Raw genomic sequence first — 22,543 nt, 5'->3', positions numbered from 1 at the left:
GGCTACCGCCGCCGGACCACCGATCACATGCGGTGGTCCGCAACCTCTCCAATCTCGCTTTGGCAAAGCCCATTCGCCGAGACGGGAGGCTCGCAACCTGGCCAAAAGCGTAGTTGCCGCGGTTATTTCGCGTCAAGGATCGCCGGTTTCACGACAAGAAACATAGGTTCAGAAGAAGGTCCGGATCGCTCCCGTGACGCGATAGTCATCGTCGACCAGCATCAGCAGCCCCCATTTGTCGAAGGTCGTGCAGGGATGGCCGATGCCGAAGGCGACGATGTCGCCGACTTGCAGCGGGCTCTCCAGCGGCGTGCCGAGATGGCAGTGCTGGTCGTTGAGCGCGAGGACCGTGTGCCCGGCCGGCATCGGCTCGGGCCGCACCATCGCGCCGCCCGGGCGATACCAGCGCAGCGGCACCGGAAAGCCGGAATCGAAGCTGATGTCGCGCTTGCCGACGGTGAGCAGGCTGCGGCCGCGCTCGGGCCGCGACTGGACATAGGCCCAGACTTCCAGCGCCGGCTCCAGCCCGCCCGGCGGCAGCGCCAGGCTGGTCTCCATGGTGATCCGACGGAACGAGGCCGTATAGGTCGTCGAGTCATGAGTGAGATAGCAGCCGGAGCGCAGCAGCTTGAGGATCGGCCGCGTAAATGACGCGGCGTTGAAGCACTCGCCGGCGCGGTCGAACAGCGAAGTGCCGCCGGCACTCAGCACCATCGACTCGGGGCCGAGCAGCCCCTCGGCTTCCGCCGCCGCAGCCGTCGCGACCACTTCGTCGAGCAAACGATCGACGGCCTTGGGCTCGCTGAGCAGCCCCTCGAAGCATTCGAAGCCGGAGAGCCGCAGGCCGGGCGACGCGGCGATGACGCGCGCCACCGCCAGCGCCTCCTCGCGGCTGCGCGCACCGGTGCGCCCACCCATGAAGCCGATCTCGACGAGAATGCGCAGCGGGTTGGCGTTGCGATGCCTTGCGGCCGCCTCCGCCAGCAACGCGACGCCAGCGGTGCTGTCAGCAAGGCAGTAGAGCTCGAAGCCCGGCTCCCTCAGGGCCTCGAAGCAGGCCGTGATCTCCTGCCTGCCGACCGGCTGGTTGGCGAGAATGACGCGCTTGACGCCATAACGTCGGCAGACGGCGAGCTGCTGCACGGTCGCGACCGTGATCGCCCAGGCGCCATCGGCGATCTGCAGGTCGAAGAGCTGCGGCGCCATCGTGGTCTTGCCGTGCGGCGCGATCAGCAGGTCGTTGGCGGCGGTGAAAGCGCCCATCCAGGCGCTGTTCGCCTTGAGCACGCTCTCGCGGATGACGGCGAGCGGCAGCGGCATGTCGCCGGCGAGGACGTTCCAGCCCTGCTTGCCGACATCGGACAACCGCAGGGATGCTCCGAACGGCAGGCCCTTGCTCGTCCCGTCGAGATGCAGATCCTCGATTTCGCCCAGCGACAGACGTGGCAGGGAGGCGGAAGCAGTCAGAGCCATGGGTTCGGATCCAGCGGTGAGAAGGGGCGCTTGACCTTGGTATAGGGGATCTTGCTGGCGTCGGGCGGATAGGGCCCGCCGCTGTCGAGATAGAGCACGCTCGCGGCGATTGGCGCGAAGGCGGCGTGGAAATGGTTGGAGGATTTGACCACGACCAGCGTCTTCGCGGCGAGGTCGATGCCGAGATCGGTGAAGACCGGCGGGCTGAAGGTCTGGGCGCGCGCCGAGGCCAGGACGATGTCGAGAAGGCCGATGCGGATGGCCGCCGCCGGGCCGAGCGAGACCCAGCTCTGCTCGAACGGGATCAGCAAATCCGCCGTCGTCCCGATCACCTGCACCACGGCATCGATCGGCCGGCCGGAGGACGGCGCAGCCTTGCCGGCAAAGCGCAGCGCAATCTCGGCGCCGACGCCGGCGGCCCGGCAGAGGCTGACCGCGACCGGATCCCAGAGCGCGCCGATCGCCGCCGGAATTTCGGGATGACGCAGCAAAGCCTCGACCATCACCGAGGAATCGCCGGCGACGCCGCCGCCGGGATTGTCCCAGCGATCGGCGAGGACGACAGGCTTGCCCGGCTCGGCCAGTTCGATCGCCGCCGCGATGCCCTCTGCCGGCTTGTAGTGCCTGGGCGAAGCGCCCTGCCCCCAGCCGAGGATTTCGAGCCCGAGCCGCTTCGCCAGCGCCGCAGCTTTGGCCGCGTCGCCATCGGCGATGACCAGCACCTTGCTGCCGACATCGGCGACATCGGCCGCCTGGAAGCCATGCGCGACGGAGATGCTGAGGATGCCATCGCGGCCTTCCACCGCCTTGATGCGATCGACGAAGCCGCGGCCGGGTTCGCGGCTGGTCATGAAGGCGGCGAGGCCGCGACAGTCGAAGACGGCGCTCACCGGCTTCACCTCGCCACGTGCCGTCCGAAGGCAGAGCTCGAGCAAATCCTCGGCCCGGGCCAGGAAATCGGTGTGCGGGAATTCCTTGAAGGCGACGATGATGTCGGCGCCCTCGACCATCTCGGCGCTGAGATGGCAGTGCATGTCGAGTTCGGCGCCGATGACGCAGTCCGGCCCGGCGAGGGCTCGCACCTTCGCGATCAGGTCGCCTTCGCAATCGTCATAGCCCTGCGCCACCATGGCGCCGTGCAGGCCGAGGAGCACGATGTCGACCGGCAGCGCCGCCCGGAGCTGGCCCAGGATTTCGTCACGCAGGCTCTCATAGCCGTCGCGCGAGACGAGGCCCGCCGGCTCGGCCCAGGTCGCCGTTCCCTCGACCAGCTCATAGCCCTCGCTGGCGGCGCGGCGGCGCGCCGCGATGATCGGGGCCGAGCACAATGTCGGCGTGTCCGGATGCGTGCCGGGCGGGCAGTAGAAGGCGCTCTCGAAGGCGCTGCGGTCGACATAGAGCGGCGCGAAAGTGTTGGTTTCCGTCGCCAGCGAGGCGGTAAAGACGCGCATGCGAATATCGTCCCGAGCAGCGCCGGCGCCTGCCCCTCCGGCTGCCGGCGCGATCATGAAACCGGGAGTGGGCTTCGCCTGTCAAAGGACCCACGTTCCCTGCAATGGAACAATGCAGGCTTGATCCAGAACGAACGAGCCGCCGAGATGCTGCTGCTTCGCCCGCAGGGAGCTTGCCGGGACCATGTCGCAACGCCGCCGCATCCTGCTCGGGGCACTCTTCCACGAGACGCACAGCTTCGTCGACGAGATCACCGGCCTCGCCGACTTCACCGTCCGCCGGGGCGAGGAGCTGCGGCGGCGGCGGGGCGACGGTTCGACCGTGGACGGTTTCCTTGAGGTCGCAGCGGCGGAAGGCTGGGAGGTCGTGCCGACAATCGACTACACCGCCCTGCCCGCTGGCACCGTCGATCACGCCGTGTTCGCGGACTTCCTCGATGAGTTCGATGCAGGGCTGAAAAGCGCACTTGCCTCCGGCGGCCTCGACGGCATCTGGCTGGCGCTGCACGGCGCCATGGTCACGACCGAGCGTCCCGATCCCGAGGGCGCATTGCTCGCCCATATCCGCAAAGTGCCGGGCTGCGAGACGCTCCCGGTCTTCGGCGTCTTCGACCTGCACGCCAACTTCACCGCCGCCATGGCTGAGCATGCCAATGCCCTCGTCGCCTATCGCAAGAACCCGCACATCGACGCACGCGACTCCGCTATGCGCTCGGCAGGACTGCTGGCGCGTGCCCTGAACGAAAGCGAGCTGCCGCGCATGGTCTCATGCAATGCGCCGGTGATGTGGCCGCCAACCGGCACCGGCACGGCCGACCGGCCGATGCAGGACCTGGAAGCGCTGGCGCGCCGGATCGAGCAGGAGAATCCGGCGATCTGGGTCGCGAACGTCGTCGGCGGCTACTCCTTCTCGGACGTTCCCGAAGCCGGCGTCGCCTTCGCAGTGGCCTTCACCGGGCCGGAAGCGCCAGCCCTCGATGCACTCGCCCGCTTGAGCGCTATGGCGACGGAACTGCGCGAACTCGGCCGGCCGGCGGAATGGGACATCGACCAGGCCATCGCCGAGATCCTGCGCTCGCCGGGCGGGCCCTACATCGTTGTGGAGCCGGCCGACAATATCGGCGGCGGCGCGCCCGGCGACGGCACCTCGGTGCTGCGCGCCTTCCTGCGACACGGCGTCGAGAACTGCGCGGTCGCCATCGCCGATCCAGCCGCCGTCGCAGCGATGTCCGGTGCCGGGCCAGGCGAGGTCCGCACACTCTCTATCGGCGGCAAGGGCAGCGCGATCGCCGAGGGGCCGGTCGAAATCGAGGCCGCCTTCGTCAGCGCCAGCGATGGCGAATTCGCGCTCGAGGACCTGAACAGCCATCTTGCGGCATCGCAGGGCTCGCGCTTCAGCATGGGGCCGAGCGTGGTGGTGCAGGCTGGCGGCGTCACCATCCTGCTGACCAGCCGCAAGACGCCGCCTTTCGATCTCGGGCAATTGCGCTCGCAAGGCATCGAACCGGAGAAGCTCAAGGCCATCGGCGTCAAGGCAGCCGTGGCGCATCGGCGCGCCTATGACAGAATAGCCAAGGGCAGCTTCACCGTGGCGACACCCGGCTCTTGCACCAGCCGCATCGAGACCTTGCCCTTCAAGCGGCTGCGGCCTGGCGTCTTTCCTATCGACGACACGTCTGCCTGACGACCTGTGGCAAACGACAGGAACACGTTCTCAACGTGGGGAGGAAGCAAAGCTGCATCGAGACAGCTTCGACACAACATGAAGATGCTACTTCAAGATACTGAAACTGTTTGTTGAAAATGGCGCGGGCGACGGGGCTCGAACCCGCGACCTCCGGCGTGACAGGCCGGCACTCTAACCAACTGAGCTACGCCCGCGCGGGCGGCGGAGGAACTCGTCCCCGGCGGCGTTGGGATTATGGCCCCCGGCCCTGACTGTCAAGCACCGAAGCCGTCAAAATGTCGATCAATGCCGAAGTGCTGTGAAAAGGGCAGAAATCGCGCAATCTCCGGCTCCCAAGCCGATGCGCTACACGAGCGCCTCTCACGAGCTTGCCCATCGACGGCGAATCTCGGCGCCATTTCGGGCAAGTGATTTCCGATCCTGTGCGCAGGTAACCGCTGACAGAATGGTGGGCGAAACCGCCCTCCGGCTTGCGAAGACCCCCGCATGGCCTTAAACGGCGGACAAGGGCGGTTAGCTCAGTCGGTAGAGCATCTCGTTTACACCGAGAGGGTCGGCGGTTCGAGCCCGTCACCGCCCACCAGCGCGCCAGGCCTGGCGCGGCATAGCTGCCCACAGGGCGCGCATATCTTCCGAACCGGAATAAAAAAGGCCGCCGGGGATACCGGCGGCCCCTTTATCTTCGCGAGCGCTGGGCTCAGTGGGCGACGACGCCTGCGGCGGCATCGTCCTCGGCGGCCTTGGGGGTCGCCTTGAGGTCCTCTTCCCAAACGATCGGCGTCGGCTGGCGCACCAGCGCGTGCTGCAGCACCTGGTCCATCCGCGAGACCGGGACGATCTCGAGCCCGTTCTTCACGGACTGGGGCAGATCGACCAGATCCTTGGCGTTGTCCTCGGGGATCAGCACCTTCTTGATGCCGCCGCGAAGCGCCGCCAACAGCTTCTCCTTCAGGCCGCCGATCGGCAGAGCCCTGCCCCGCAACGTGACCTCGCCGGTCATGGCGACGTCACGACGGACCGGGATGCCCGTCATGACCGAGACGATCGCCGTCGCCATGCCGATGCCGGCCGACGGACCGTCCTTCGGGGTTGCCCCTTCGGGAAGGTGGACGTGGATGTCGCGCCGGTCGAACAGCGGCGGCTCGATGCCGAAATCGATGGCGCGGGAGCGGACATAGGACGCCGCCGCCGAGATCGATTCCTTCATCACGTCGCGCAGATTGCCGGTGACGGTCATCTTGCCCTTGCCGGGCATCATCACGCCTTCGATCGTCAGCATCTCGCCGCCGACCTCGGTCCAGGCCAGGCCGGTGACGACACCGACCTGATCCTCGGTCTCCGCCATGCCATAGCGATAGCGCGGCGGGCCGAGATAGTCCTCCAGCACCGCCGGCGTGACCGCGACCTTCTTCTTCTTGGTCAGCACGATCTCCTTCACCGCCTTGCGGACGGTGTTGGCGATCTCGCGCTCGAGGTTACGGACACCGGCCTCGCGGGTATAGCGCCGGACCAGCGTCGTCAGGGCCTCGTCGTCGATCGACCATTCCTTGGACTGCAGGCCGTGCTTGGCGATCGCCCCCGGGATCAGGTGGCGGCGCGCGATCTCGGCCTTCTCGTCCTCGGTGTAGCCGGCGATACGGATCACCTCCATCCGGTCCAGCAGGGCCGGCGGGATGTTCAGCGTGTTCGCCGTGGTCACGAACATCACGTTCGACAAGTCATAGTCGACCTCGAGGTAATGGTCGTTGAAGGTCGAGTTCTGCTCGGGATCGAGCACCTCGAGCAGGGCCGCCGACGGGTCGCCGCGGAAGTCCTGGCCCATCTTGTCGATCTCGTCGAGCAGGATGAGCGGGTTCGAGGTCTTGGCCTTCTTCATCGACTGGATGATCTTGCCGGGCATCGAGCCGATATAGGTGCGGCGGTGACCGCGGATCTCGGCCTCGTCACGCACGCCGCCCAGCGACATGCGCACGAACTCGCGGCCGGTCGCCTTGGCGATCGACTTGCCGAGCGAGGTCTTGCCGACGCCCGGAGGGCCGACGAGGCACAGGATCGGGCCAGCGAGCCGGTTGGCGCGCTGCTGCACGGCGAGATATTCGACGATGCGGTCCTTGACCTTGTCGAGGCCGAAGTGATCGTCGTCGAGCACCTGCTGGGCCGCGGCGAGGTCCTTCTTGATCTTCGACTTCTTGCCCCAGGGTATGCCGAGCAGCCAGTCGAGATAGTTGCGCACGACCGTGGCCTCGGCCGACATCGGCGACATCTGCCGGAGCTTTTTGACCTCGGCCAGCGCCTTGTCGCGCGCTTCCTTGGTCAGCTTGGTCTTGGCGATGCGCTCTTCCAGCTCGGCCAGCTCGTCGCGGCCTTCCTCGCCGTCGCCCAGCTCCTTCTGGATCGCCTTCATCTGCTCGTTGAGATAGTACTCGCGCTGGGTCTTCTCCATCTGGCGCTTGACGCGCGAGCGGATGCGCTTCTCGACCTGCAGCACCGACATTTCGCTCTCCATCAGGGAGAGCACCTTCTCGAGCCGGTGGGCGACGTTCATCACCTCGAGCACGGCCTGCCGGTCGGCGATCTTGACCGCGAGATGCGAGGCGACCGTGTCGGCGAGCTTGGCCGGCTCGTCGATCTGGGAGACCGCCGCGACGATCTCGGGCGAGATCTTCTTGTTGAGCTTCACATAGTTCTCGAACTCGCTGACGACCGAGCGGGCGAGCGCCTCGACCTCGACCTTCTTGCCAGCCTCCTCGGCCAGCGCCTCGGCCTGAGCCTCGTAGAAGTTGTCGGTCGCGGTATAGGTCGTCGCCTTGGCCCGGCCGATGCCCTCGACGAGCACCTTCACGGTCGAGTCGGGCAGCTTGAGCAGCTGCAGCACGCGGGCGAGCGTGCCGATTTCATAGATGTCGCCGGTTTCCGGATCATCATCGCCGGCGTTCTTCTGCGTGGCGAGCAGGATCAGGCCATCGTTCTTGACCACCTCCTCGAGCGCGCGAATGGACTTCTCGCGGCCGACGAAGAGCGGCACGATCATGTGCGGAAAGACGACGATGTCGCGCAGCGGCAGGACCGGATAGGTGTCGGTCGTGCCGGGGACGAGCGGAGCGCGGGGCGTCGAGCCAGTCATGTCTAGTCCTTCAAGTTTTCGCCCGGCCGACCCCTGGAAAGGCAATCGAGCGGACGTACCGCGCGGCGCGACCATTCGCGCCAGGCGCCCCCGCGAACCGCGCCCTCGACAGGCACGCGAGTCTCGCAGGTGATCCTAAGGTGGATGTTTCGACGCCGGCTTTCAAGCGACGGCGACGCGAAGTCCACCACAGCTTCCGCCGCCGCCGGCACACGAGGCCGTGAGGGATCCGGCAAGGCGAAAACAATGTCCGGGCAGTCGTATCCACCAAGGCTCACAACGCAAAACGCGCGCCAACAGGCGCGCGTTCCGAATTGAACCAGAATCCGGCTTCGCTCAGGCCGAGGCCGACTTGGCCTCTTCTTCGCGGTCCGCATAGATGAACAGCGGGCGCGACTTGGATTCGACCGCCTCGGGTCCGATGACGACCTGCTCGACGCCTTCCAGCCCCGGCAGTTCGTACATGGTCTCGAGCAGGATGCCTTCCATGATCGAGCGCAGGCCGCGGGCGCCGGTCTTGCGCTCGATCGCCTTGCGGGCGATCAGGCTGACCGCCTCGTCGGTGAAGGTGAGCTCGGTGTCCTCCATCTCGAACAGGCGCTGATACTGCTTGACCAGCGCGTTCTTCGGCTCGGTGAGGATGGTCTTGAGCGCGGCTTCGTCGAGATCCTCCAGCGTCGCCAGTACCGGCAGGCGGCCGACGAATTCCGGGATCAGGCCGAACTTGAGCAGGTCCTCCGGCTCGACCTCGCGGAAGATCGCACCGGTGCGCCGGTCGTCGGGAGCCTTCACGGTCGCGCCGAAGCCGATCGAGGTGCCCTTGCCGCGGCCGGAAATGATCTTGTCCAGCCCGGCGAAGGCGCCGCCGCAGATGAACAGGATGTTGGTGGTGTCGACCTGCAGGAACTCCTGCTGCGGATGCTTGCGCCCGCCCTGCGGCGGCACGGAGGCGACGGTGCCCTCCATGATCTTCAGCAGCGCCTGCTGCACGCCCTCGCCTGAGACGTCGCGGGTGATCGAGGGATTGTCCGACTTGCGGCTGATCTTGTCGATCTCGTCGATGTAGACGATGCCGCGCTGGGCCCGCTCGACATTGTAGTCGGAGGCCTGGAGCAGCTTCAGGATGATGTTCTCGACGTCTTCGCCGACATAGCCGGCCTCGGTCAGCGTTGTCGCATCGGCCATGGTGAACGGGACGTCGAGGATGCGGGCGAGCGTCTGCGCGAGCAGCGTCTTGCCCGAGCCGGTCGGCCCGATCAGCAGGATGTTCGACTTCGCCAGCTCGACGTCGTTGTGCTTCGTCGCGTGGCTGAGCCGCTTGTAGTGGTTGTGGACCGCGACCGAGAGGACCTTCTTGGCGTGGTCCTGACCGATGACGTAATCGTCGAGAACCTTGCGGATCTCCTTCGGGGTCGGCACGCCGTCCTTGGACTTCACCAGCGCGGACTTCGACTCCTCGCGGATAATGTCCATGCAGAGCTCGACGCATTCATCGCAGATGAACACGGTCGGGCCCGCGATCAGCTTGCGGACCTCGTGCTGGCTCTTGCCGCAGAAGGAGCAGTAGAGCGTGCTCTTGGAATCGCCGCCGCTGGCCTTACTCATCGTGATTCTCCATCTCGGAGGTCGAAATCCGCCACCGAAAAACGGCGGGCTGATGTCGTCTCCCCGTCATAATAGGCGCTCAGATCACGATTATTAGGTTAACGCGTCGCTCTGGCGCAGGCGGCGACGAAACTGACCCAAAATCGGACCGCTCGAGCGCCTTACCGCGCCCTTCAGATGCCCCATGCAAACATGGGGCCTAGTCTCAAGGCAATATGGCCCTTCGGGAGCCGCTCGCCAACCCACAGGCGCGTGTACCTTTGGGCGGCCTTTGTGGGGCATCGGCTTTGTCCGAAAACCGGTGCCCACTTTTCGGGCCGATGCTCAGGCCGCCTCGTCCGCGCGCTTGTCGATGACCTTGTCGATCAGCCCGAACTCCTTGGCCTGGTCGGCGGTCATGAAATTGTCGCGCTCCAGCGCCCCCTCGATGTCCTCGTAGGAGCGGCCGGTGTGCTTGACGTAGATTTCGTTCAGGCGCCGCTTCAGGCTCTCGACCTCGCGAGCATGGATCAGGATGTCGGTGACCTGGCCCTGGAAGCCGCCGGAGGGCTGGTGGACCATGATGCGGGCGTTCGGCAGCGCAAAGCGCATGTCCTTGGCGCCGGCGGTCAGCAGCAGCGAGCCCATCGAGGCCGCCTGGCCGACGCAGAGCGTCGTCACCGGGCAGCGGATGAACTGCATGGTGTCGTAGATCGACAGGCCCGAGGTGACCACGCCGCCGGGCGAGTTGATGTAGAAGGAGATTTCCTTCTTCGGGTTCTCGGCTTCGAGGAACAGGAGCTGCGCCACGATCAGCGATGCCGAGTAGTCCTCGACAGGACCGGTCAGGAAGATGATGCGCTCGCGCAGCAGGCGCGAATAGATGTCGAAGGCGCGCTCGCCGCGGCTCGACTGCTCGACCACCATCGGGACGAGATTGTTATAGGTCTCGATCGGGTCACGCATCATCGTCGGTCCTTGAGGTCAAAGCGGGCGGGAATCAGCCGGGATCGGCGAAACCCCACATAAGCATGCCGGCGGCAGCTGAAAAGGGAAACGCCGCCAGCAGAGTGCAGGCGGCGCCGACATCCTGGATCAGGTGGTGAGGATCAGGCCGAAGCCTCGTCCGCCGCCTCAGTCGCAGCCTTCTTGGCCTTCTTCGCCTTGGCGGCCTTCGGCTTGGCCTCGGCGGCGCCCTCGTCCTCGTCATCGGCGAAGAGCGCCTCGCGCGAGACCGACTTGTCGGAGACCTTCACCTGGCCGAGCAGGTGGTCGACGACCTTCTCCTCGAAGATCGGGGCGCGGATCTCGGCGAGCGCCTGCGGGTTCTTGCGGTAGAACTCCCAGACTTCCTTCTCCTGGCCCGGGAACTGGCGGGCGCGCTGGATCAGGGCCTGCGTCACCTCGTCATCCGAGATCTGGACCTTGGCCTGCTCGCCGATCTCGGCCAGCACCAGGCCGAGGCGGACGCGGCGCTCGGCGATCTTGCGATACTCGGCGCGAGCCTCGTCCTCGGTGGTGTTCTCGTCGGCGAAGGTCTTGTTGGCGTTCTTCATGTCCGCCTCGACCTGGCTCCAGACAGCGGCGAACTCCTGCTCGACCAGGGTCGGCGGCAGCTCGAAGCTGTACTTGCCGTCGAGGGCATCGAGCAGCGCCTTCTTGACCTTGCGGCGTGACTGCTCGCCGAACTCGCGGCCGATCTGCTCGCGGATCGCGGTCTTGAGCGCCTCGAGCGACTCCATGCCGAAGCCCTTGGCGAGCTCGTCGTCGATCTTCAGCGCGCCGGGAGCCTGGACGTCGTCGACCGTGACGGCGAACTCGGCCGGCTTACCGGCGAGATGGGTCGCGGTGTAGTTCTCGGGGAAGGTCACCGATACGGTGCGCTGCTCGCCCTTCTTGACGCCCTCGAGCTGTTCCTCGAAGCCCGGGATGAACTGGCCGGCGCCGAGCTCGAGCGGGATTTCCGAGCCGGTGCCGCCATCGAAAGGCTTGCCCTCGAGCGTGCCGACGAAGGAGATCAGCAGGCGGTCGCCCTTGGCGGCCTTGGCGCCGTCCTTCTTCGACTCGAAGCTGCGGTTCTGCGAGGCCATGCGCTCCAGCGCGGCGTCGACATCGGCCTCAGGGACCTCGGCGACCGGCTTGTCGAGCGCGACATCGGAGACGTCGACGACCTCGATCTTCGGCAGCACCTCGAGCGCAACGGTGAAGGCGAGATCGCCCTTGGCCTCCATCGCGGCCTCGATCTCGTCCTTGTCCTCGGGGAACTTGATCTGCGGCTCGAAGGCGAGCTTCAGGCCGTTATCCGTGACGATCTTCTGGTTCGCCTCGTTGACGGCGTTCTGGACGACATCGGCCATGACCGAGCGGCCATAGAGCCGGCGCAGATGGCCGACCGGGACCTTGCCGGGGCGGAAGCCGTTGATGCGGGCCTTGCCCTGCAGGCCGGCAAGGCCGTCATCCAGCCTGGTCTTGAGGTCGGTGGCGTTCAGCACCACCTGAAATTCGCGCTTGAGGCCCTGGGACAGGGTTTCGGTCACGTTCATCGTTCTGATCCGCCAACAGCTCTTTACTTCAATGTCCAAAGCGCGACGCCGGGGATCCGCCGCCGCGCTCACGAAACTCGATCCTGGTGCGGGCGAAGGGACTCGAACCCCCACGACTTGCGCCGGCGGAACCTAAATCCGCTGCGTCTACCAATTCCGCCACGCCCGCCGACCTGGTGCGCCGCACCGCGGTCGTCGCGACAGCAGCACCGTTAGGCCGCGCCGCTATAGCATTTCGGGCGCGTCATGCAGCAAAAAAATGCGACATTTCTGCGAAGGCCGCTCCCGCATGCCTTTGCGCTCGCCAGAAACGCCCCGTCCAGCTATGTCCCGAGCATGAGCAAAGACGCTTCGCCGACGCCTTCGAGCCCTCATCCCAGCCGCCGCCGGGTCATCGCGCAGGGCGCCGGGTTCGCGACCTTGCTCTCGCCGCTGTCCGCCCTGGCACAACAGGCGCCGGCGGCTTCGGCCGGCGCTGCGCGTGAACTCGTCGCGGCGTCCTCGAAACTACGCCTGCGGCCGGCGCCGGCGCCCGAAACCGAGATCTGGGCCTTCGACGGCGCGGCCCCTGGCCCCGTGCTCAAGGTGAAACACGGCGAGACCCTGAAGCTCAATCTGCAGAATCGCACCGACAAGCCGCTCTCGCTGCACTGGCATGGCCTGCGCGCCGACCACGCCATGGACGGCGTCGGCGGCTTCAGCCAGGAGCCGGTGCCGCCAGGTGGGCAGTTCGAATACCGCCTGACGCCGCCCGATTCCGGCACCTTCCTCTACCGACCGATGCTGCTCGGCGGCTCGTCCGAGCCGGCCGGGCGCGGGCTTTCCGGCGTGTTGATCGTCGAGGAGAAGGAACCTCCCGCGGTCGATCTCGATCTGCCGACCCTGATCGGCGACTGGCTGCTCAGCGACGACCAGAAGCTCCTGCCTTTCGCGGCCGACGGGCAGGACGGCGCTGCCGCCGGCCGCCTCGGCAGCTGGCTGACCGTCAACGGCAAGCCACCGCCGCTGCCAATCAGGCTGCCGCCGAGCTCCCGCGTCCGCCTGCGGCTCGCCAATGCCTGCAATGCCCGGATCATGCGGCTGCGCTTCGACGAGATGAAGGCCTTCGTCGCGGCGGTCGACGGCCAGCCGACCGACACCTTCGAGCCGGTCCGGGCACAACTGCCCTTCGCACCGGGCACGCGCTACGACGTGATCTTCGATATGCCGGAGACGGCCGGCGCCGCCGCAAGCGTCACCGCCCTGATCGGCCCCGGCGTGCCGCTGGTGCGCTTTGTCAGCGAGGGCATGGCCAAGTCGGCGCGCCCGGCGATCACCGGAATGCCGCTCAATCCGGCGCTGCCCGCAGCGGTGCGGCTCCAGGACGCCCGGCGCAGCGAAATGATCATCGAGGGCGGCGCGAAAATCACACCGGACAACAAGCTCGATCTCACGGGGCTCGACCTTGCGAAGCCCTGGACGATCAATGGCGGCCAGGGCGACCCAAGGGCTAAGCCGCTGTTCAGCGTCAAGCGCGGATCGCCGGTGGTGATCGCCATCACCAACAAGACCGCCTTCCTGCAGCCGCTGCATGTCCACGGCCACAGCTTCCGCCTGCTGCACCCGCTCGACGACGGCTGGGAGCCCTATTTCCTCGACACGGTGCAGATTCCCGAGGGCAAGCGCCTGCACGTCGCCTTCATCGCCGACAATCCCGGGCGCTGGCTGATCTCCTCGACCGTGCTGGAGCGCTTCGACCGCGGCTTGTGGAGCTGGTTCGAGGTGACGTGACGCAACGTCGGCTTGTCACGACGGCGGGCCGCTTCTAAATCGGCGGCCTTGAGCAAGGAGCCCGCCATGACTGCCAACGCCATCGTCACCGTGGGTGCCGACCTCGCCAAGCCCGTCCGCTTCGGCAACGGGCTGCCGCTCGCCTTGATCGCCGGCCCCTGCCAGATGGAGAGCCGCGACCACGCGCTCGAGGTCGCGCTGGCGCTGAAGGAGGTTTCCGACAAACTCGGCATCGGCCTCGTCTTCAAGACCTCCTTCGACAAGGCCAACCGCACCAGCGTGAAGGGCCAGCGCGGCGTGGGGCTGGACGCCGCCCTGCCCGTCTTCGCGGAAATCCGCGAACGCACCGGCCTGCCCGTGCTGACCGATGTGCATGACGCCAGCCAGTGCGCGCCGGTGGCCGAGGTGGTCGACGTGCTGCAGATCCCGGCCTTCCTGTGCCGGCAGACCGACCTGCTCGTCGCAGCCGCCAGGACCGGCCGCGTCGTCAACGTCAAGAAGGGCCAGTTCCTGGCTCCCTGGGACATGGTCAACGTCGCCGCCAAGGTGACCGAGAGCGGCAATCCCAATGTGATGCTGACCGAGCGCGGCGTCTCCTTCGGCTACAACACGCAAGTCACCGACATGCGTGCCCTGCCGATCATGGCCGAGATCGGCGCTCCCGTGATCTTCGACGCCACCCATTCGGTGCAGCAACCCGGCGGCAAGGGCGCCTCCAGCGGCGGCCAGCGCGAATTCGTGCCGGTGCTGGCGCGTGCTGCGGTCGCGGTCGGCGTCGCAGGCGTCTTCATCGAGACCCATCCCGACCCCGACAATGCCCCCTCAGACGGGCCGAACATGGTGCCGCTGCGCGACTTCCATGCGCTGATTGCAGAGCTGCAAGAGTTCGATCGGCTTGCCAAGCGCAAGGCGCATTCTACGCTGGCGTATGTCTGAGACGCCCACCAGTCCGATTCCTCCCGCTGCGCCACCGCAAAGCTCGCTGAAGTCGCTCATCCTCGTGCTCGGGGCGTGCGGCTTCGCCTCGACCTTCACCATGCGCCTGCTCGATCCGCTGGTGCCGACACTGGCGGTGGAGTTCACGCGCAGCATCGCCCAGGTCGCCGCGGTCGCGACAGCCTTCGCTTTCGCCTATGCCGTCGGTCAGCCCTTCCTCGGCCCTATCGCCGATTCGATCGGCAAGCTCAGGACGATCGCGATCTGCCTCGGCGCGCTAGCCCTGCTATCGCTCGTCGCCGGCCTCGCCGGCTCGTTCGAGATACTGACGGGGGTCCGCACGATCGCCGGCGTCGCGGCCGGCGGCGTCATTCCCGTCGCGATGGCGGCGATCGGCGACCGCGCCCCCATGGCCGAGCGGCAGATCATGCTCGGCCGCTTCCTCGTGTTGATGATCGTCGGGCAGATGGTCGGCGCCGCCTGCTCCGGGCTGATCGCCGAGCATCTCGGCTGGCGCTATGTCTTCGTGATGGCGGGCGCGATCGCCGGAATCGCCGCGATCCTGGTCGTGCTGGTGCTGAAGCCGAGACCAAACGCGCTGCGGCCGCCGCTCAGCTTCAAGACCGCGCTGGCGAGCTATGCCGCCGTCTTCGCCAATCCGCGTTCGAAGCTGCTTTATGGCCTCGTCGTGGTCGAGGGCAGCCTGATCTTCGGCATGCCGCCCTATATCGCCGCGATCCTGCGGGAGCGCGCCGATGTTGGCCCGTCGCAGGCCGGCCTCGTCATCGCCGGCACCGGGCTCGGCGGCATCATCTATGGCGTGCTGACCCGCATCCTGGTCGAGCGGCTCGGCCCGACCCGGATGACCACCCTGGGCGGCATCGTCATGGGCCTGGCCTACGCCTTGTTCTCGCTGCACTTCCTGCCCTGGTGGAGCGCCATCGCGATCTTCACGCTGAGCGGATTCGGCTTCTTCCTGATGCACGGCACCTTCCAGGCACAGGCGACCGAGCTCGCGCCGACCGCGCGCGGCTCGGCCGTCGCGCTGTTCGCCTGTGCGCTGTTCTGCGGCCATGCGCTCGGGCCGGTGCTGATGGGCGCCGCCTTGCACCTGTTCGGCACCAGCGGCGCCATCCTGATCTTCGCGGCCGGCATCGCGGTACTTGGCGTGCTGGCACCGCGCATCATGCCGCTCTCCGGCAGCAGAACCTGAGTTGCTCTTGAGCGTGCCGTAGTCCGAAAACCGCTTCGCACTTTTCGGCGGCAAGCTCCTCAGCGCCCGCGATAGGGCGCCACACCTTGGTCGGGCAGCCACAGGCCCTTGGGCGGCTCGCCAGTCTGGAAAAAGACGTCGATCGGGATGCCACCGCGCGGATACCAGTAGCCGCCGATGCGGAACCATTTCGGCTCTAGCAGCTCGACCAGCGTCTTGCCGATCCCGACGGTGCAGTCCTCGTGGAAGGCTCCGTGGTTACGGAAGGCACCGAGATAGAGCTTGAGCGACTTCGATTCGACCAGCCAGTCACCCGGCAGATAGTCGATCACCAGGATGCCGAAATCGGGCTGGCCGGTGACCGGGCAGATCGAGGTGAATTCCGGGCAGGTGAAGCGGGCGAGATAGTCTGTACCGGCATGCGGGTTCGGCACGCGGTCGAGGCGGGCTTCCTCCGGCGAGCGTGGCAGTTCGCTTGCCTTGCCGAGCTGGAGGGTCGAGGCGTCGATGGTCATGGCGTCATCCTGAACAAGTGGCGCCCGTCGATGACGGGCGCTGAGTTGCCGCGGCTTTTAATGCCGGGCCCGGATAAACGCCACCGCCCCTTCCCGTCGCCGCCTGTCTTGTCTAGAAGCGCGGCATCGCTTGCCCACTTCAGCTCCGGAGCCTGACATGACCGCGATCATCGACATCATCGGCCGCCAGATCCTCGATTCCCGCGGCAACCCGACGGTCGAGGTCGATGTCGTGCTCGAAGACGGCTCGATGGGCCGTGCCGCCGTCCCGTCCGGCGCCTCGACCGGCGCGCATGAGGCGGTCGAGCTGCGCGATGGCGACAAGAGCCGCTATCTCGGCAAGGGCGTGCAGAAGGCGGTCGAGGCCGTCAATGTCGCAATCGCCGAGGCGCTGGTTGCGATGGACGCCGAGGACCAGACCGCGATCGACCAGGCGATGATCGAGCTCGACGGCACGCCGAACAAGAGCAAGCTCGGCGCCAACGCCATTCTGGGCGTCTCGCTCGCCGTCGCCAAGGCGGCCGCCGAATGCTCCGGCCTGCCGCTGTATCGCTATGTCGGCGGCACCTCTGCTCGCGTCCTGCCCGTGCCGATGATGAACATCGTCAATGGCGGCGCCCATGCCGACAACCCGATCGACTTCCAGGAATTCATGGTGATGCCGATCGGCGCGCCCTCCTTCGCCGAGGGGCTCCGCATGGGCGCGGAGATCTTCCACACGCTGAAGAAGGCGCTGCACGACGCCGGCCATAACACCAATGTCGGCGACGAGGGCGGCTTCGCGCCCAACATCAAGTCGGCGGAAGCAGCGCTCGACTTCGTCATGCAGGCGGTGGAGAAGGCCGGCTACAAGCCCGGCGAGGACGTCGCGCTGGCGCTCGATTGCGCTACGACCGAATTCTTCAAGGACGGCTCCTATGTCTATGAAGGCGAACGCAAAACCCGCGATCCGAAGGCGCAGGCCAAGTACCTCGCCAAGCTGGTCGCCGGCTATCCGATCGTCTCGATCGAGGACGGCATGGCCGAGGATGACTGGGAGGGCTGGAAGGCGCTGACCGATCTCGTCGGCAACAAGTGCCAGCTCGTCGGCGACGACCTCTTCGTCACCAACGTCACCCGCCTGTCGCAGGGCATCAAGGCGAAGACGGCCAACTCGATCCTGGTCAAGGTCAACCAGATCGGCACCCTGACCGAGACGCTCGCCGCCGTGGAGATGGCCCAGCGCGCCGGCTACACTGCGGTGATGTCGCACCGTTCGGGCGAGACCGAGGACGCGACCATCGCCGACCTCGCCGTCGCGACCAATTGCGGGCAGATCAAGACCGGCTCGCTCGCCCGTTCCGACCGGACGGCGAAGTACAACCAGCTGCTGCGCATCGAGGAAGAGCTCGGCACCCAGGCGATCTATGCCGGTCGCTCGGCGCTGAAGGCCCTCGCCTGACGCCATGCTGCGCCGCAATAGGCGGCGCCATGCGGTTTGGCCCCTAACGGCAGCTCCGGCATCACGCTAAGCCGGAGCATGCATCAAGCCGTTCCGCTTTCCGACGAGAAGCTGCGCCGGCGCCGGCAACTCGCCTTCGCCGGCATGGCTTTCGCCATGGTGATCTTCGGCGCGAACTTCGTCGTCAGCCGCCATGCGGTGCTGAACGGCCTCTCCTCGCACGACATGCTGGCGCTGCGCTTCGTCACCGCCGGCTTCCTGCTGCTGCCCAGCTTCATGCTGGCGGGAGGCCTACGCGACTGCGCCGGCCTCGGCTGGAAGCGTGGCCTCGTCCTGGCGGTGATGAGCGGCTTTCCGATGAGCTTCCTGCTCATGACAGGCCTGACCTTCGCCCCCGCCGCCCATGGCGCGGTGATCGGCCCCGGCACCGTCACGGTGATCGGCATCGTCGGCAGCGTCGTCCTGTTCGGCGCGATGCTGACCCGACAACTCGTGCTCGGCGTCGCGGCCGTACTCATCGGCCTCGCCTGCCTCGGCATCGCCGGCACCACCCACGCCAATCCGGGCATCGTCTTCGGCGATCTCTGCTTCCTCGGAGTCGGGCTGGTCTGGGGCGGCTATCCGCTCCTGATCCAGCTCTGGCGCGTCGACGCGCTCAAGGCGACCGCCGTCGTCTCCGTGCTGTCCATGGTCTATCTGCCGATCTACTTCGCCTTCTATTTCCGCGGCTTCGACGTCGCGCCCTGGTGGGTGCTGCTGCTGCACGCGATCAATCAGGGCGTGCTCAACGTCATCGTCGGCCTGTGGATCTGGAGCTGGTCGACGCCGGTGCTCGGTCCCTCGGTCGCCGGGCGCTTCCCGCCGATGATCCCAGTGGTCGGCACGCTACTCGCCATCCCGGTGCTCGGCGAGATCCCGAGCGGATTGCAGATCGGCGGCATCGCGCTGATCATCGGCGGATTGTTCATCGCCTCATGGCGCCGTGCGGCGACGGCGCGCTAATCCCATCAGGCCGAGATTCCAGACGATACAGACCAGCAGGCCGAGGCCGAGCGCCGGCCAGGAGCCGAGCGGCACGGCCGCGACATGGACCAGCGCAATCGCCAGGCCGAAGCCGAGCAGCCCGAGCAGGCCATTGGCGATGACCGCGGCGCTGGCCGGTCCGCCGATGCGCGGCTGCAGGATCGCGATCAGGCTCGACAGCACAATCGGGAAGGTCGCCAGCACGCCCGACCAGGCCGGGCCGACGCGGGCGCTGATGGTGGTGACGGTGCCGGCCAAGGCTGCAACCGCAGCGGCGCGCAGGGGAATCGCATACCAGGGTCGCCGCGGCGTGATCGCAGGACGCGCCGCGAGGTAAGGACGGACGATGCGGTGCAGGACCAGGAAGACGACCGGCGTCGCCGGCAGAAGCACGGCGAAGGGCAAGGCCAGCGCCTGCAGGCTCGAAACCATCAGGAAGAAGGTCAGCAGCGCAAAGGCGAGGCAGATCACCGTGCCGAAGCGCTGGGCCAGCAGCACGTAGACCAGCGACAGCCCGGCATTGGAGAGGTTGGAGCTCATGCTGCCGAGCGCACTCGCCGAGATAAAGGCGGCGTCGTGGTCGAGCGCAAGGAAGACATAGACCGGCCCAGCCGATATCGGCAGCGTTGCAATCATCGCCGCGAGCAGCGGCCCGCTTCGCTCCGCCAGCAGCGAGCAACTGACGACGATAGCGGCGGCAACCGCCATCTTCATCAGCAGCAGGCCGAGGCCGGGGTCGATCACGCCGGCTCGCCCTTGGCCCAGCCCTCTTTCGTTTCGGCGATGAAGTCTTCCAGGCGGCCGGCGGCAATGGCGGCGCGCAGGCCGGCCGTCAGATCCTGGTAGTAGGCGAGGTTCACCCAGGTCAGCAGCATCTTGCCGAGCATCTCCTCGGCCTTGACCAGGTGATGAAGATAGGCGCGCGAATAGGTGTTGGCCGCCGGGCAGGTAGATTGCGGGTCGATCGGCCGGGCATCCTCGGCGTGCTTGGCGTTCTTGAGGTTCATCCGGCCGAAGCGGGTGAAGATCTGGCCGTGGCGGCCAGCCCGCGTCGGCATCACGCAGTCGAACATGTCGACGCCGCGCCGGACCGCCTCGACGATATCGTCCGGCGTGCCGACCCCCATCAGATAGCGCGGCTTTTCCTGCGGCAGATGCGGCTCGACCGTCCCGATCATCGCCAGCATCACGTCCTGCGGCTCGCCGACCGCCAGGCCGCCGATGGCGTAGCCCTTGAGGTCCATGGCGGCGAGCTCGCGGGCGCTTTCGACACGCAGGGCGGGCACGGCGCCACCTTGCACAATGCCGAACAGCGCCCTCCCCGCCGGATCGCCAAAAGCCTTCCTGCAGCGCTCGGCCCAGCGCAGCGACAAATGCATCGCCTTCTGCGCGACCTTGTCCTCGCAGGGCAGCGAGACGCATTCGTCGAGCTGCATGACGATGTCGGAGCCGAGCAGGTTCTGGATCTCGACCGAACGCTCCGGCGTCAGCACATGCTTCGAGCCGTCGATATGCGACTGGAAGGTGACGCCCTCTTCGGTCAGCTTGCGCAGATTGGCGAGCGACATCACCTGGAAGCCGCCGGAATCGGTCAGGATCGGATGCGGCCAGTTCATGAATTTATGCAGGCCGCCGAGCTTCGCGACGCGCTCGGCGCCCGGCCGCAGCATCAGGTGATAGGTGTTGCCGAGCACGACATCGGCGCCGAGCGCCTTGACCTGCTCGGGATACATGCCCTTGACCGTGGCTGCGGTGCCGACCGGCATGAACGCCGGCGTGCGGATCACGCCGCGCGGCATGCGGACCTCGCCGGTACGGGCTGAGCCGTCCCGGCCGAGGAGATGGAAGCTGAAATCCGTCGTCATGGACGCCGGCCTAACCCAGCGCTGGCTTGGGCGGAAGAGCCTTGCGCGCCGGGCGGGGCTGTGCCGGCAGCTCAGCGCTTGGCGAAAGCGGCCTCGTAGACATCCGGCTTGAAGGCGAGGATGCGGCGGTCGCCGAGATCGAGCACCGGGCGCTTGATCATCGTCGGCTGCGCCAGCATCAGCGCGATCGCCTTCTTCTCGTCGAGGCCCTGTCTGTCGGCCTCGGGCAACTCGCGGAAGGTCGTGCTTCCCTTGTTCAGGACCTTCTCCCAGCCGAGCTCCCGGCACCAGGCCTCGAGGTTCGCCTTGTCGATGCCGGAGACGCGATAATCATGGAAGGCGTATGGAATCTTGTGCGCGTCGAGCCAGCTCCAGGCCTTCTTCATCGTGTCGCAGTTCTTGATGCCGTAGAGCGTGACCATCGTCCCGACCGATCGCTTGAGTATCGTCGGCGCCGGGGGTGGCATGGGGCCGAGCGGAGATCAAGCGCCCCCACCGCTTGGCACCAGACTGCGGCGAAGAAAGCTGAGTGTTTCGAGCAGGCATGCGTTGCCATTGCCGATCGCAGCGCGGACAATCGGGGCGTCTCTTGCGTTCTGTCATCCGGCCGGCAAGCGCGGCGCGTATCGGGCGAGCAGGGAATCGGGTGGGCCGCGCCATGATCGATCAATTGCAGCAGGCCGCGACGAACGACGATGAGCTCGAAATCCCCTTCCGCCCCTGGAAGGACCATACCGCAGCCGGCGTGGACTTTCCCGATATCTCGATCACGACCAGCGAAGCAGCCCTGACCCGCCCCATCATCGATGCGCTAGCATCGCGGATTCCCGCCGATATCGAAGTACTAGCCGGCATCGATATCGGCGGGCTCGGCCTCGCCGGGGCGCTGGCCTATCGCAACGGCCTCGGCTTCATCGATGTCCGCAAGGTCGATTCGCTGCGCAACGGCGTGATGCGCAGCATCATGGCGAATTACGAACTCGGCGAAGGCGTGGTGATCTCGAAGGGCTCGCGGCTGGCGGAGCGCAAGGTCGCGATCGTCGACGATTGCCTGATCTCCGGTGGCACGGCGCTAGCGGCGGCGCGGCTGATCCGTCGGCTCGGCGGCTATTGCCGCTTCGCGCTTTTCGTCTTCGATATCGAGGGCATGGGTGGGCGCGAGCGCCTCGCCCAGGCTGGCATCACCGCGGAAGTGTTGCGTACCGTTCCGCGGATAGCGTCGGAGAATGCAGAGGGCGTCTAGGCTACGTCGGCATGATCGCGCAGCGGCCAGCGAGCGAGATGGTCGTGATGGCTTGCGCCATGGACACTGCGGATGAGCACGAACTCCCGGACTGGAAAGCTCGCAGGTGGAATTATCGGCTTGTCGAATGGGCATTCATCGTAGAGCAGCGTTACGTGGGGTCGAAATTTGGATGGCGTCCGAAAGCCTCTCGCCCGCATCTCGCGACGCAGGCTCTTTTGAAGCCTGTCGAGGATTGGGAATGTCTGGCTCGTTTCCAGAAAGATCGCTTGTCGATCGCCAAGGCTGCCATGCCCCGCGACGTGATCGAAGGCGACGGTGAATCTCGTCGCGACCACGGAAGCGGCAACCTTCTCCAGGGCCGCGATCTCCTCGCTAGCAGATCCACCGTATCGCTCGATGCCGCACAAGGTGAGGTGATAGCGCTCCGGTCCGATTGGCCACCCGCGCAGGCCGTGCGATCTGCGCAGACCATGCGCGAAATCATGGATTGCCGCGGCATGCTCAATCGGCGGCGCCAGCGCGAAGAAGTATCTGACCCAACCGGGTGCAATGAGGGTTTTCGACCAGTCGCTGTCCGCCGCGATCCCATACCGGGGACCCCAGCCGAACAGATCTGGTTGATCTGGAGAGGGCCTTCCCATCTCCAGTATCTGGAACAAATAAAGAACAAAT

General features: G+C 66.5%; 18 protein-coding genes and 3 tRNA genes. 8 read left to right on the top strand and 13 right to left on the bottom strand.

Annotated features, from left to right (window positions below; translation table 11 throughout):
- Positions 1-168 precede the first annotated feature (168 nt).
- The gene (locus tag ACQKLX_RS12375; protein WP_427361869.1) at positions 169-1,473 is read right to left on the bottom strand and encodes an alanine racemase; all 1,305 of its coding nucleotides are present in this window, start codon (positions 1,471-1,473) and stop codon (positions 169-171) included.
- A complete protein-coding gene (locus ACQKLX_RS12370; RefSeq protein WP_427361868.1) occupies positions 1,464-2,924 on the bottom strand; it encodes a M81 family metallopeptidase in 1,461 nt (486 codons plus the stop codon). The genes ACQKLX_RS12375 and ACQKLX_RS12370 overlap by 10 nt, the downstream gene beginning before the upstream one ends.
- Positions 2,925-3,108: 184 nt before the next feature.
- Here ACQKLX_RS12370 and ACQKLX_RS12365 point away from each other — a divergent pair, with 184 nt between their 5' ends.
- Positions 3,109-4,608 carry a M81 family metallopeptidase gene (locus tag ACQKLX_RS12365; RefSeq protein ID WP_427361867.1) on the top strand — a complete coding sequence of 500 codons (1,500 nt, stop codon included), beginning with the start codon at positions 3,109-3,111 and terminating at the stop codon, positions 4,606-4,608.
- A gap of 120 nt (positions 4,609-4,728) precedes the next feature.
- Here ACQKLX_RS12365 and ACQKLX_RS12360 read toward each other — a convergent pair.
- Positions 4,729-4,805 (bottom strand) — tRNA-Asp (locus tag ACQKLX_RS12360).
- Between the two features lie 313 nt (positions 4,806-5,118).
- On the opposite strand from ACQKLX_RS12360, the gene ACQKLX_RS12355 reads away from it, so the two are divergent.
- Positions 5,119-5,194: transfer RNA gene (locus tag ACQKLX_RS12355), tRNA-Val, on the top strand.
- Positions 5,195-5,308: 114 nt separating this feature from the next.
- On the opposite strand, the gene lon is transcribed toward ACQKLX_RS12355, so the two are convergent.
- From lon to ACQKLX_RS12330, 5 genes are all read right to left on the bottom strand, one after another.
- A complete protein-coding gene (gene lon, locus ACQKLX_RS12350) occupies positions 5,309-7,735 on the bottom strand; it encodes an endopeptidase La (protein ID WP_427361866.1) in 2,427 nt (808 codons plus the stop codon).
- A 336-nt stretch (positions 7,736-8,071) separates the two neighbouring features.
- Positions 8,072-9,340 (bottom strand): ATP-dependent Clp protease ATP-binding subunit ClpX, encoded by a 1,269-nt coding sequence (gene clpX / locus ACQKLX_RS12345; protein ID WP_427361865.1) that lies wholly within the window; start codon positions 9,338-9,340, stop codon positions 8,072-8,074.
- 324 nt (positions 9,341-9,664) lie between these two features.
- Entirely contained in the window at positions 9,665-10,285 is a 621-nt protein-coding gene (locus ACQKLX_RS12340; RefSeq protein ID WP_346363876.1) for an ATP-dependent Clp protease proteolytic subunit, read from the bottom strand.
- 143 nt (positions 10,286-10,428) lie between these two features.
- Complete coding sequence (tig, locus tag ACQKLX_RS12335) at positions 10,429-11,862, bottom strand: trigger factor (RefSeq protein ID WP_427361864.1); 1,434 nt, start codon at positions 11,860-11,862, stop codon at positions 10,429-10,431.
- A gap of 84 nt (positions 11,863-11,946) precedes the next feature.
- A tRNA-Leu gene (locus ACQKLX_RS12330) sits at positions 11,947-12,031 on the bottom strand.
- Between the two features lie 167 nt (positions 12,032-12,198).
- Between ACQKLX_RS12330 and ACQKLX_RS12325 the strand changes: the two genes are divergently transcribed.
- From ACQKLX_RS12325 to ACQKLX_RS12315, 3 genes are all read left to right on the top strand, one after another.
- Positions 12,199-13,632 carry a multicopper oxidase family protein gene (locus ACQKLX_RS12325; RefSeq protein WP_427361863.1) on the top strand — a complete coding sequence of 478 codons (1,434 nt, stop codon included), beginning with the start codon at positions 12,199-12,201 and terminating at the stop codon, positions 13,630-13,632.
- Positions 13,633-13,698: 66 nt separating this feature from the next.
- Complete coding sequence (kdsA, locus tag ACQKLX_RS12320; protein ID WP_427361862.1) at positions 13,699-14,568, top strand: 3-deoxy-8-phosphooctulonate synthase; 870 nt, start codon at positions 13,699-13,701, stop codon at positions 14,566-14,568.
- Positions 14,561-15,781: an MFS transporter gene (locus ACQKLX_RS12315; protein ID WP_427361861.1), complete on the top strand. Its 1,221-nt coding sequence runs from the start codon at positions 14,561-14,563 to the stop codon at positions 15,779-15,781. The genes kdsA and ACQKLX_RS12315 overlap by 8 nt, the downstream gene beginning before the upstream one ends.
- Positions 15,782-15,840: 59 nt before the next feature.
- Here ACQKLX_RS12315 and queF read toward each other — a convergent pair whose 3' ends face one another.
- On the bottom strand, positions 15,841-16,296 hold the full coding sequence (queF, locus tag ACQKLX_RS12310; RefSeq protein WP_092154312.1) for a preQ(1) synthase: 456 nt from the start codon (positions 16,294-16,296) through the stop codon (positions 15,841-15,843).
- A 157-nt stretch (positions 16,297-16,453) separates the two neighbouring features.
- On the opposite strand from queF, the gene eno reads away from it, so the two are divergent.
- Positions 16,454-17,737: a phosphopyruvate hydratase gene (gene eno, locus ACQKLX_RS12305; protein WP_427361860.1), complete on the top strand. Its 1,284-nt coding sequence runs from the start codon at positions 16,454-16,456 to the stop codon at positions 17,735-17,737.
- 78 nt (positions 17,738-17,815) lie between these two features.
- Entirely contained in the window at positions 17,816-18,739 is a 924-nt protein-coding gene (locus tag ACQKLX_RS12300; RefSeq protein ID WP_427361859.1) for a DMT family transporter, read from the top strand.
- On the opposite strand, the gene ACQKLX_RS12295 is transcribed toward ACQKLX_RS12300, so the two are convergent.
- The 3 genes from ACQKLX_RS12295 to ACQKLX_RS12285 all read right to left on the bottom strand — a co-directional run bounded on the left by ACQKLX_RS12295 (position 18,710) and on the right by ACQKLX_RS12285 (position 21,047).
- A complete protein-coding gene (locus tag ACQKLX_RS12295) occupies positions 18,710-19,504 on the bottom strand; it encodes a hypothetical protein (protein WP_427361858.1) in 795 nt (264 codons plus the stop codon). The genes ACQKLX_RS12300 and ACQKLX_RS12295 overlap by 30 nt on opposite strands.
- Positions 19,501-20,625 carry a tRNA guanosine(34) transglycosylase Tgt gene (gene tgt, locus ACQKLX_RS12290; RefSeq protein WP_427361857.1) on the bottom strand — a complete coding sequence of 375 codons (1,125 nt, stop codon included), beginning with the start codon at positions 20,623-20,625 and terminating at the stop codon, positions 19,501-19,503. The genes ACQKLX_RS12295 and tgt overlap by 4 nt, the downstream gene beginning before the upstream one ends.
- A gap of 71 nt (positions 20,626-20,696) precedes the next feature.
- Positions 20,697-21,047, bottom strand: a complete 351-nt coding sequence (locus ACQKLX_RS12285; protein ID WP_427361856.1) for an ArsC family reductase — start codon at positions 21,045-21,047, stop codon at positions 20,697-20,699.
- Between the two features lie 236 nt (positions 21,048-21,283).
- Between ACQKLX_RS12285 and ACQKLX_RS12280 the strand changes: the two genes are divergently transcribed.
- Complete coding sequence (locus ACQKLX_RS12280) at positions 21,284-21,868, top strand: phosphoribosyltransferase family protein (RefSeq protein WP_427361855.1); 585 nt, start codon at positions 21,284-21,286, stop codon at positions 21,866-21,868.
- On the opposite strand, the gene ACQKLX_RS12275 is transcribed toward ACQKLX_RS12280, so the two are convergent.
- Complete coding sequence (locus tag ACQKLX_RS12275) at positions 21,865-22,512, bottom strand: 2'-5' RNA ligase family protein (protein WP_427361854.1); 648 nt, start codon at positions 22,510-22,512, stop codon at positions 21,865-21,867. The genes ACQKLX_RS12280 and ACQKLX_RS12275 overlap by 4 nt on opposite strands.
- Positions 22,513-22,543: the final 31 nt, after the last annotated feature.

Origin of the sequence: Allobosea sp. NPDC003192, from assembly GCF_050275675.1 — a bacterium.
In the GTDB taxonomy this organism is placed as follows: Bacteria; Pseudomonadota; Alphaproteobacteria; order Rhizobiales; family Beijerinckiaceae; genus Allobosea.
Note: the sequence above shows the minus strand (reverse complement) of the source record. Positions and strands in the feature narration are given on the sequence as shown.

Excerpts from the sequence above, each read along its gene's own strand:
- ACQKLX_RS12375 (WP_427361869.1), bottom strand. The coding sequence starts at position 1,473 with ATGGCTCTGACTGCTTCCGCCTCCCTGCCACGTCTGTCGCTGGGCGAA.
- ACQKLX_RS12370 (WP_427361868.1), bottom strand. The coding sequence starts at position 2,924 with ATGCGCGTCTTTACCGCCTCGCTGGCGACGGAAACCAACACTTTCGCG.
- ACQKLX_RS12365 (WP_427361867.1), top strand. The coding sequence starts at position 3,109 with ATGTCGCAACGCCGCCGCATCCTGCTCGGGGCACTCTTCCACGAGACG.
- lon (WP_427361866.1), bottom strand. The coding sequence starts at position 7,735 with ATGACTGGCTCGACGCCCCGCGCTCCGCTCGTCCCCGGCACGACCGAC.
- clpX (WP_427361865.1), bottom strand. The coding sequence starts at position 9,340 with ATGAGTAAGGCCAGCGGCGGCGATTCCAAGAGCACGCTCTACTGCTCC.
- ACQKLX_RS12340 (WP_346363876.1), bottom strand. The coding sequence starts at position 10,285 with ATGCGTGACCCGATCGAGACCTATAACAATCTCGTCCCGATGGTGGTC.
- tig (WP_427361864.1), bottom strand. The coding sequence starts at position 11,862 with ATGAACGTGACCGAAACCCTGTCCCAGGGCCTCAAGCGCGAATTTCAG.
- ACQKLX_RS12325 (WP_427361863.1), top strand. The coding sequence starts at position 12,199 with ATGAGCAAAGACGCTTCGCCGACGCCTTCGAGCCCTCATCCCAGCCGC.
- kdsA (WP_427361862.1), top strand. The coding sequence starts at position 13,699 with ATGACTGCCAACGCCATCGTCACCGTGGGTGCCGACCTCGCCAAGCCC.
- ACQKLX_RS12315 (WP_427361861.1), top strand. The coding sequence starts at position 14,561 with ATGTCTGAGACGCCCACCAGTCCGATTCCTCCCGCTGCGCCACCGCAA.
- queF (WP_092154312.1), bottom strand. The coding sequence starts at position 16,296 with ATGACCATCGACGCCTCGACCCTCCAGCTCGGCAAGGCAAGCGAACTG.
- eno (WP_427361860.1), top strand. The coding sequence starts at position 16,454 with ATGACCGCGATCATCGACATCATCGGCCGCCAGATCCTCGATTCCCGC.
- ACQKLX_RS12300 (WP_427361859.1), top strand. The coding sequence starts at position 17,816 with ATGCATCAAGCCGTTCCGCTTTCCGACGAGAAGCTGCGCCGGCGCCGG.
- tgt (WP_427361857.1), bottom strand. The coding sequence starts at position 20,625 with ATGACGACGGATTTCAGCTTCCATCTCCTCGGCCGGGACGGCTCAGCC.
- ACQKLX_RS12285 (WP_427361856.1), bottom strand. The coding sequence starts at position 21,047 with ATGGTCACGCTCTACGGCATCAAGAACTGCGACACGATGAAGAAGGCC.
- ACQKLX_RS12280 (WP_427361855.1), top strand. The coding sequence starts at position 21,284 with ATGATCGATCAATTGCAGCAGGCCGCGACGAACGACGATGAGCTCGAA.
- ACQKLX_RS12275 (WP_427361854.1), bottom strand. The coding sequence starts at position 22,512 with ATGGGAAGGCCCTCTCCAGATCAACCAGATCTGTTCGGCTGGGGTCCC.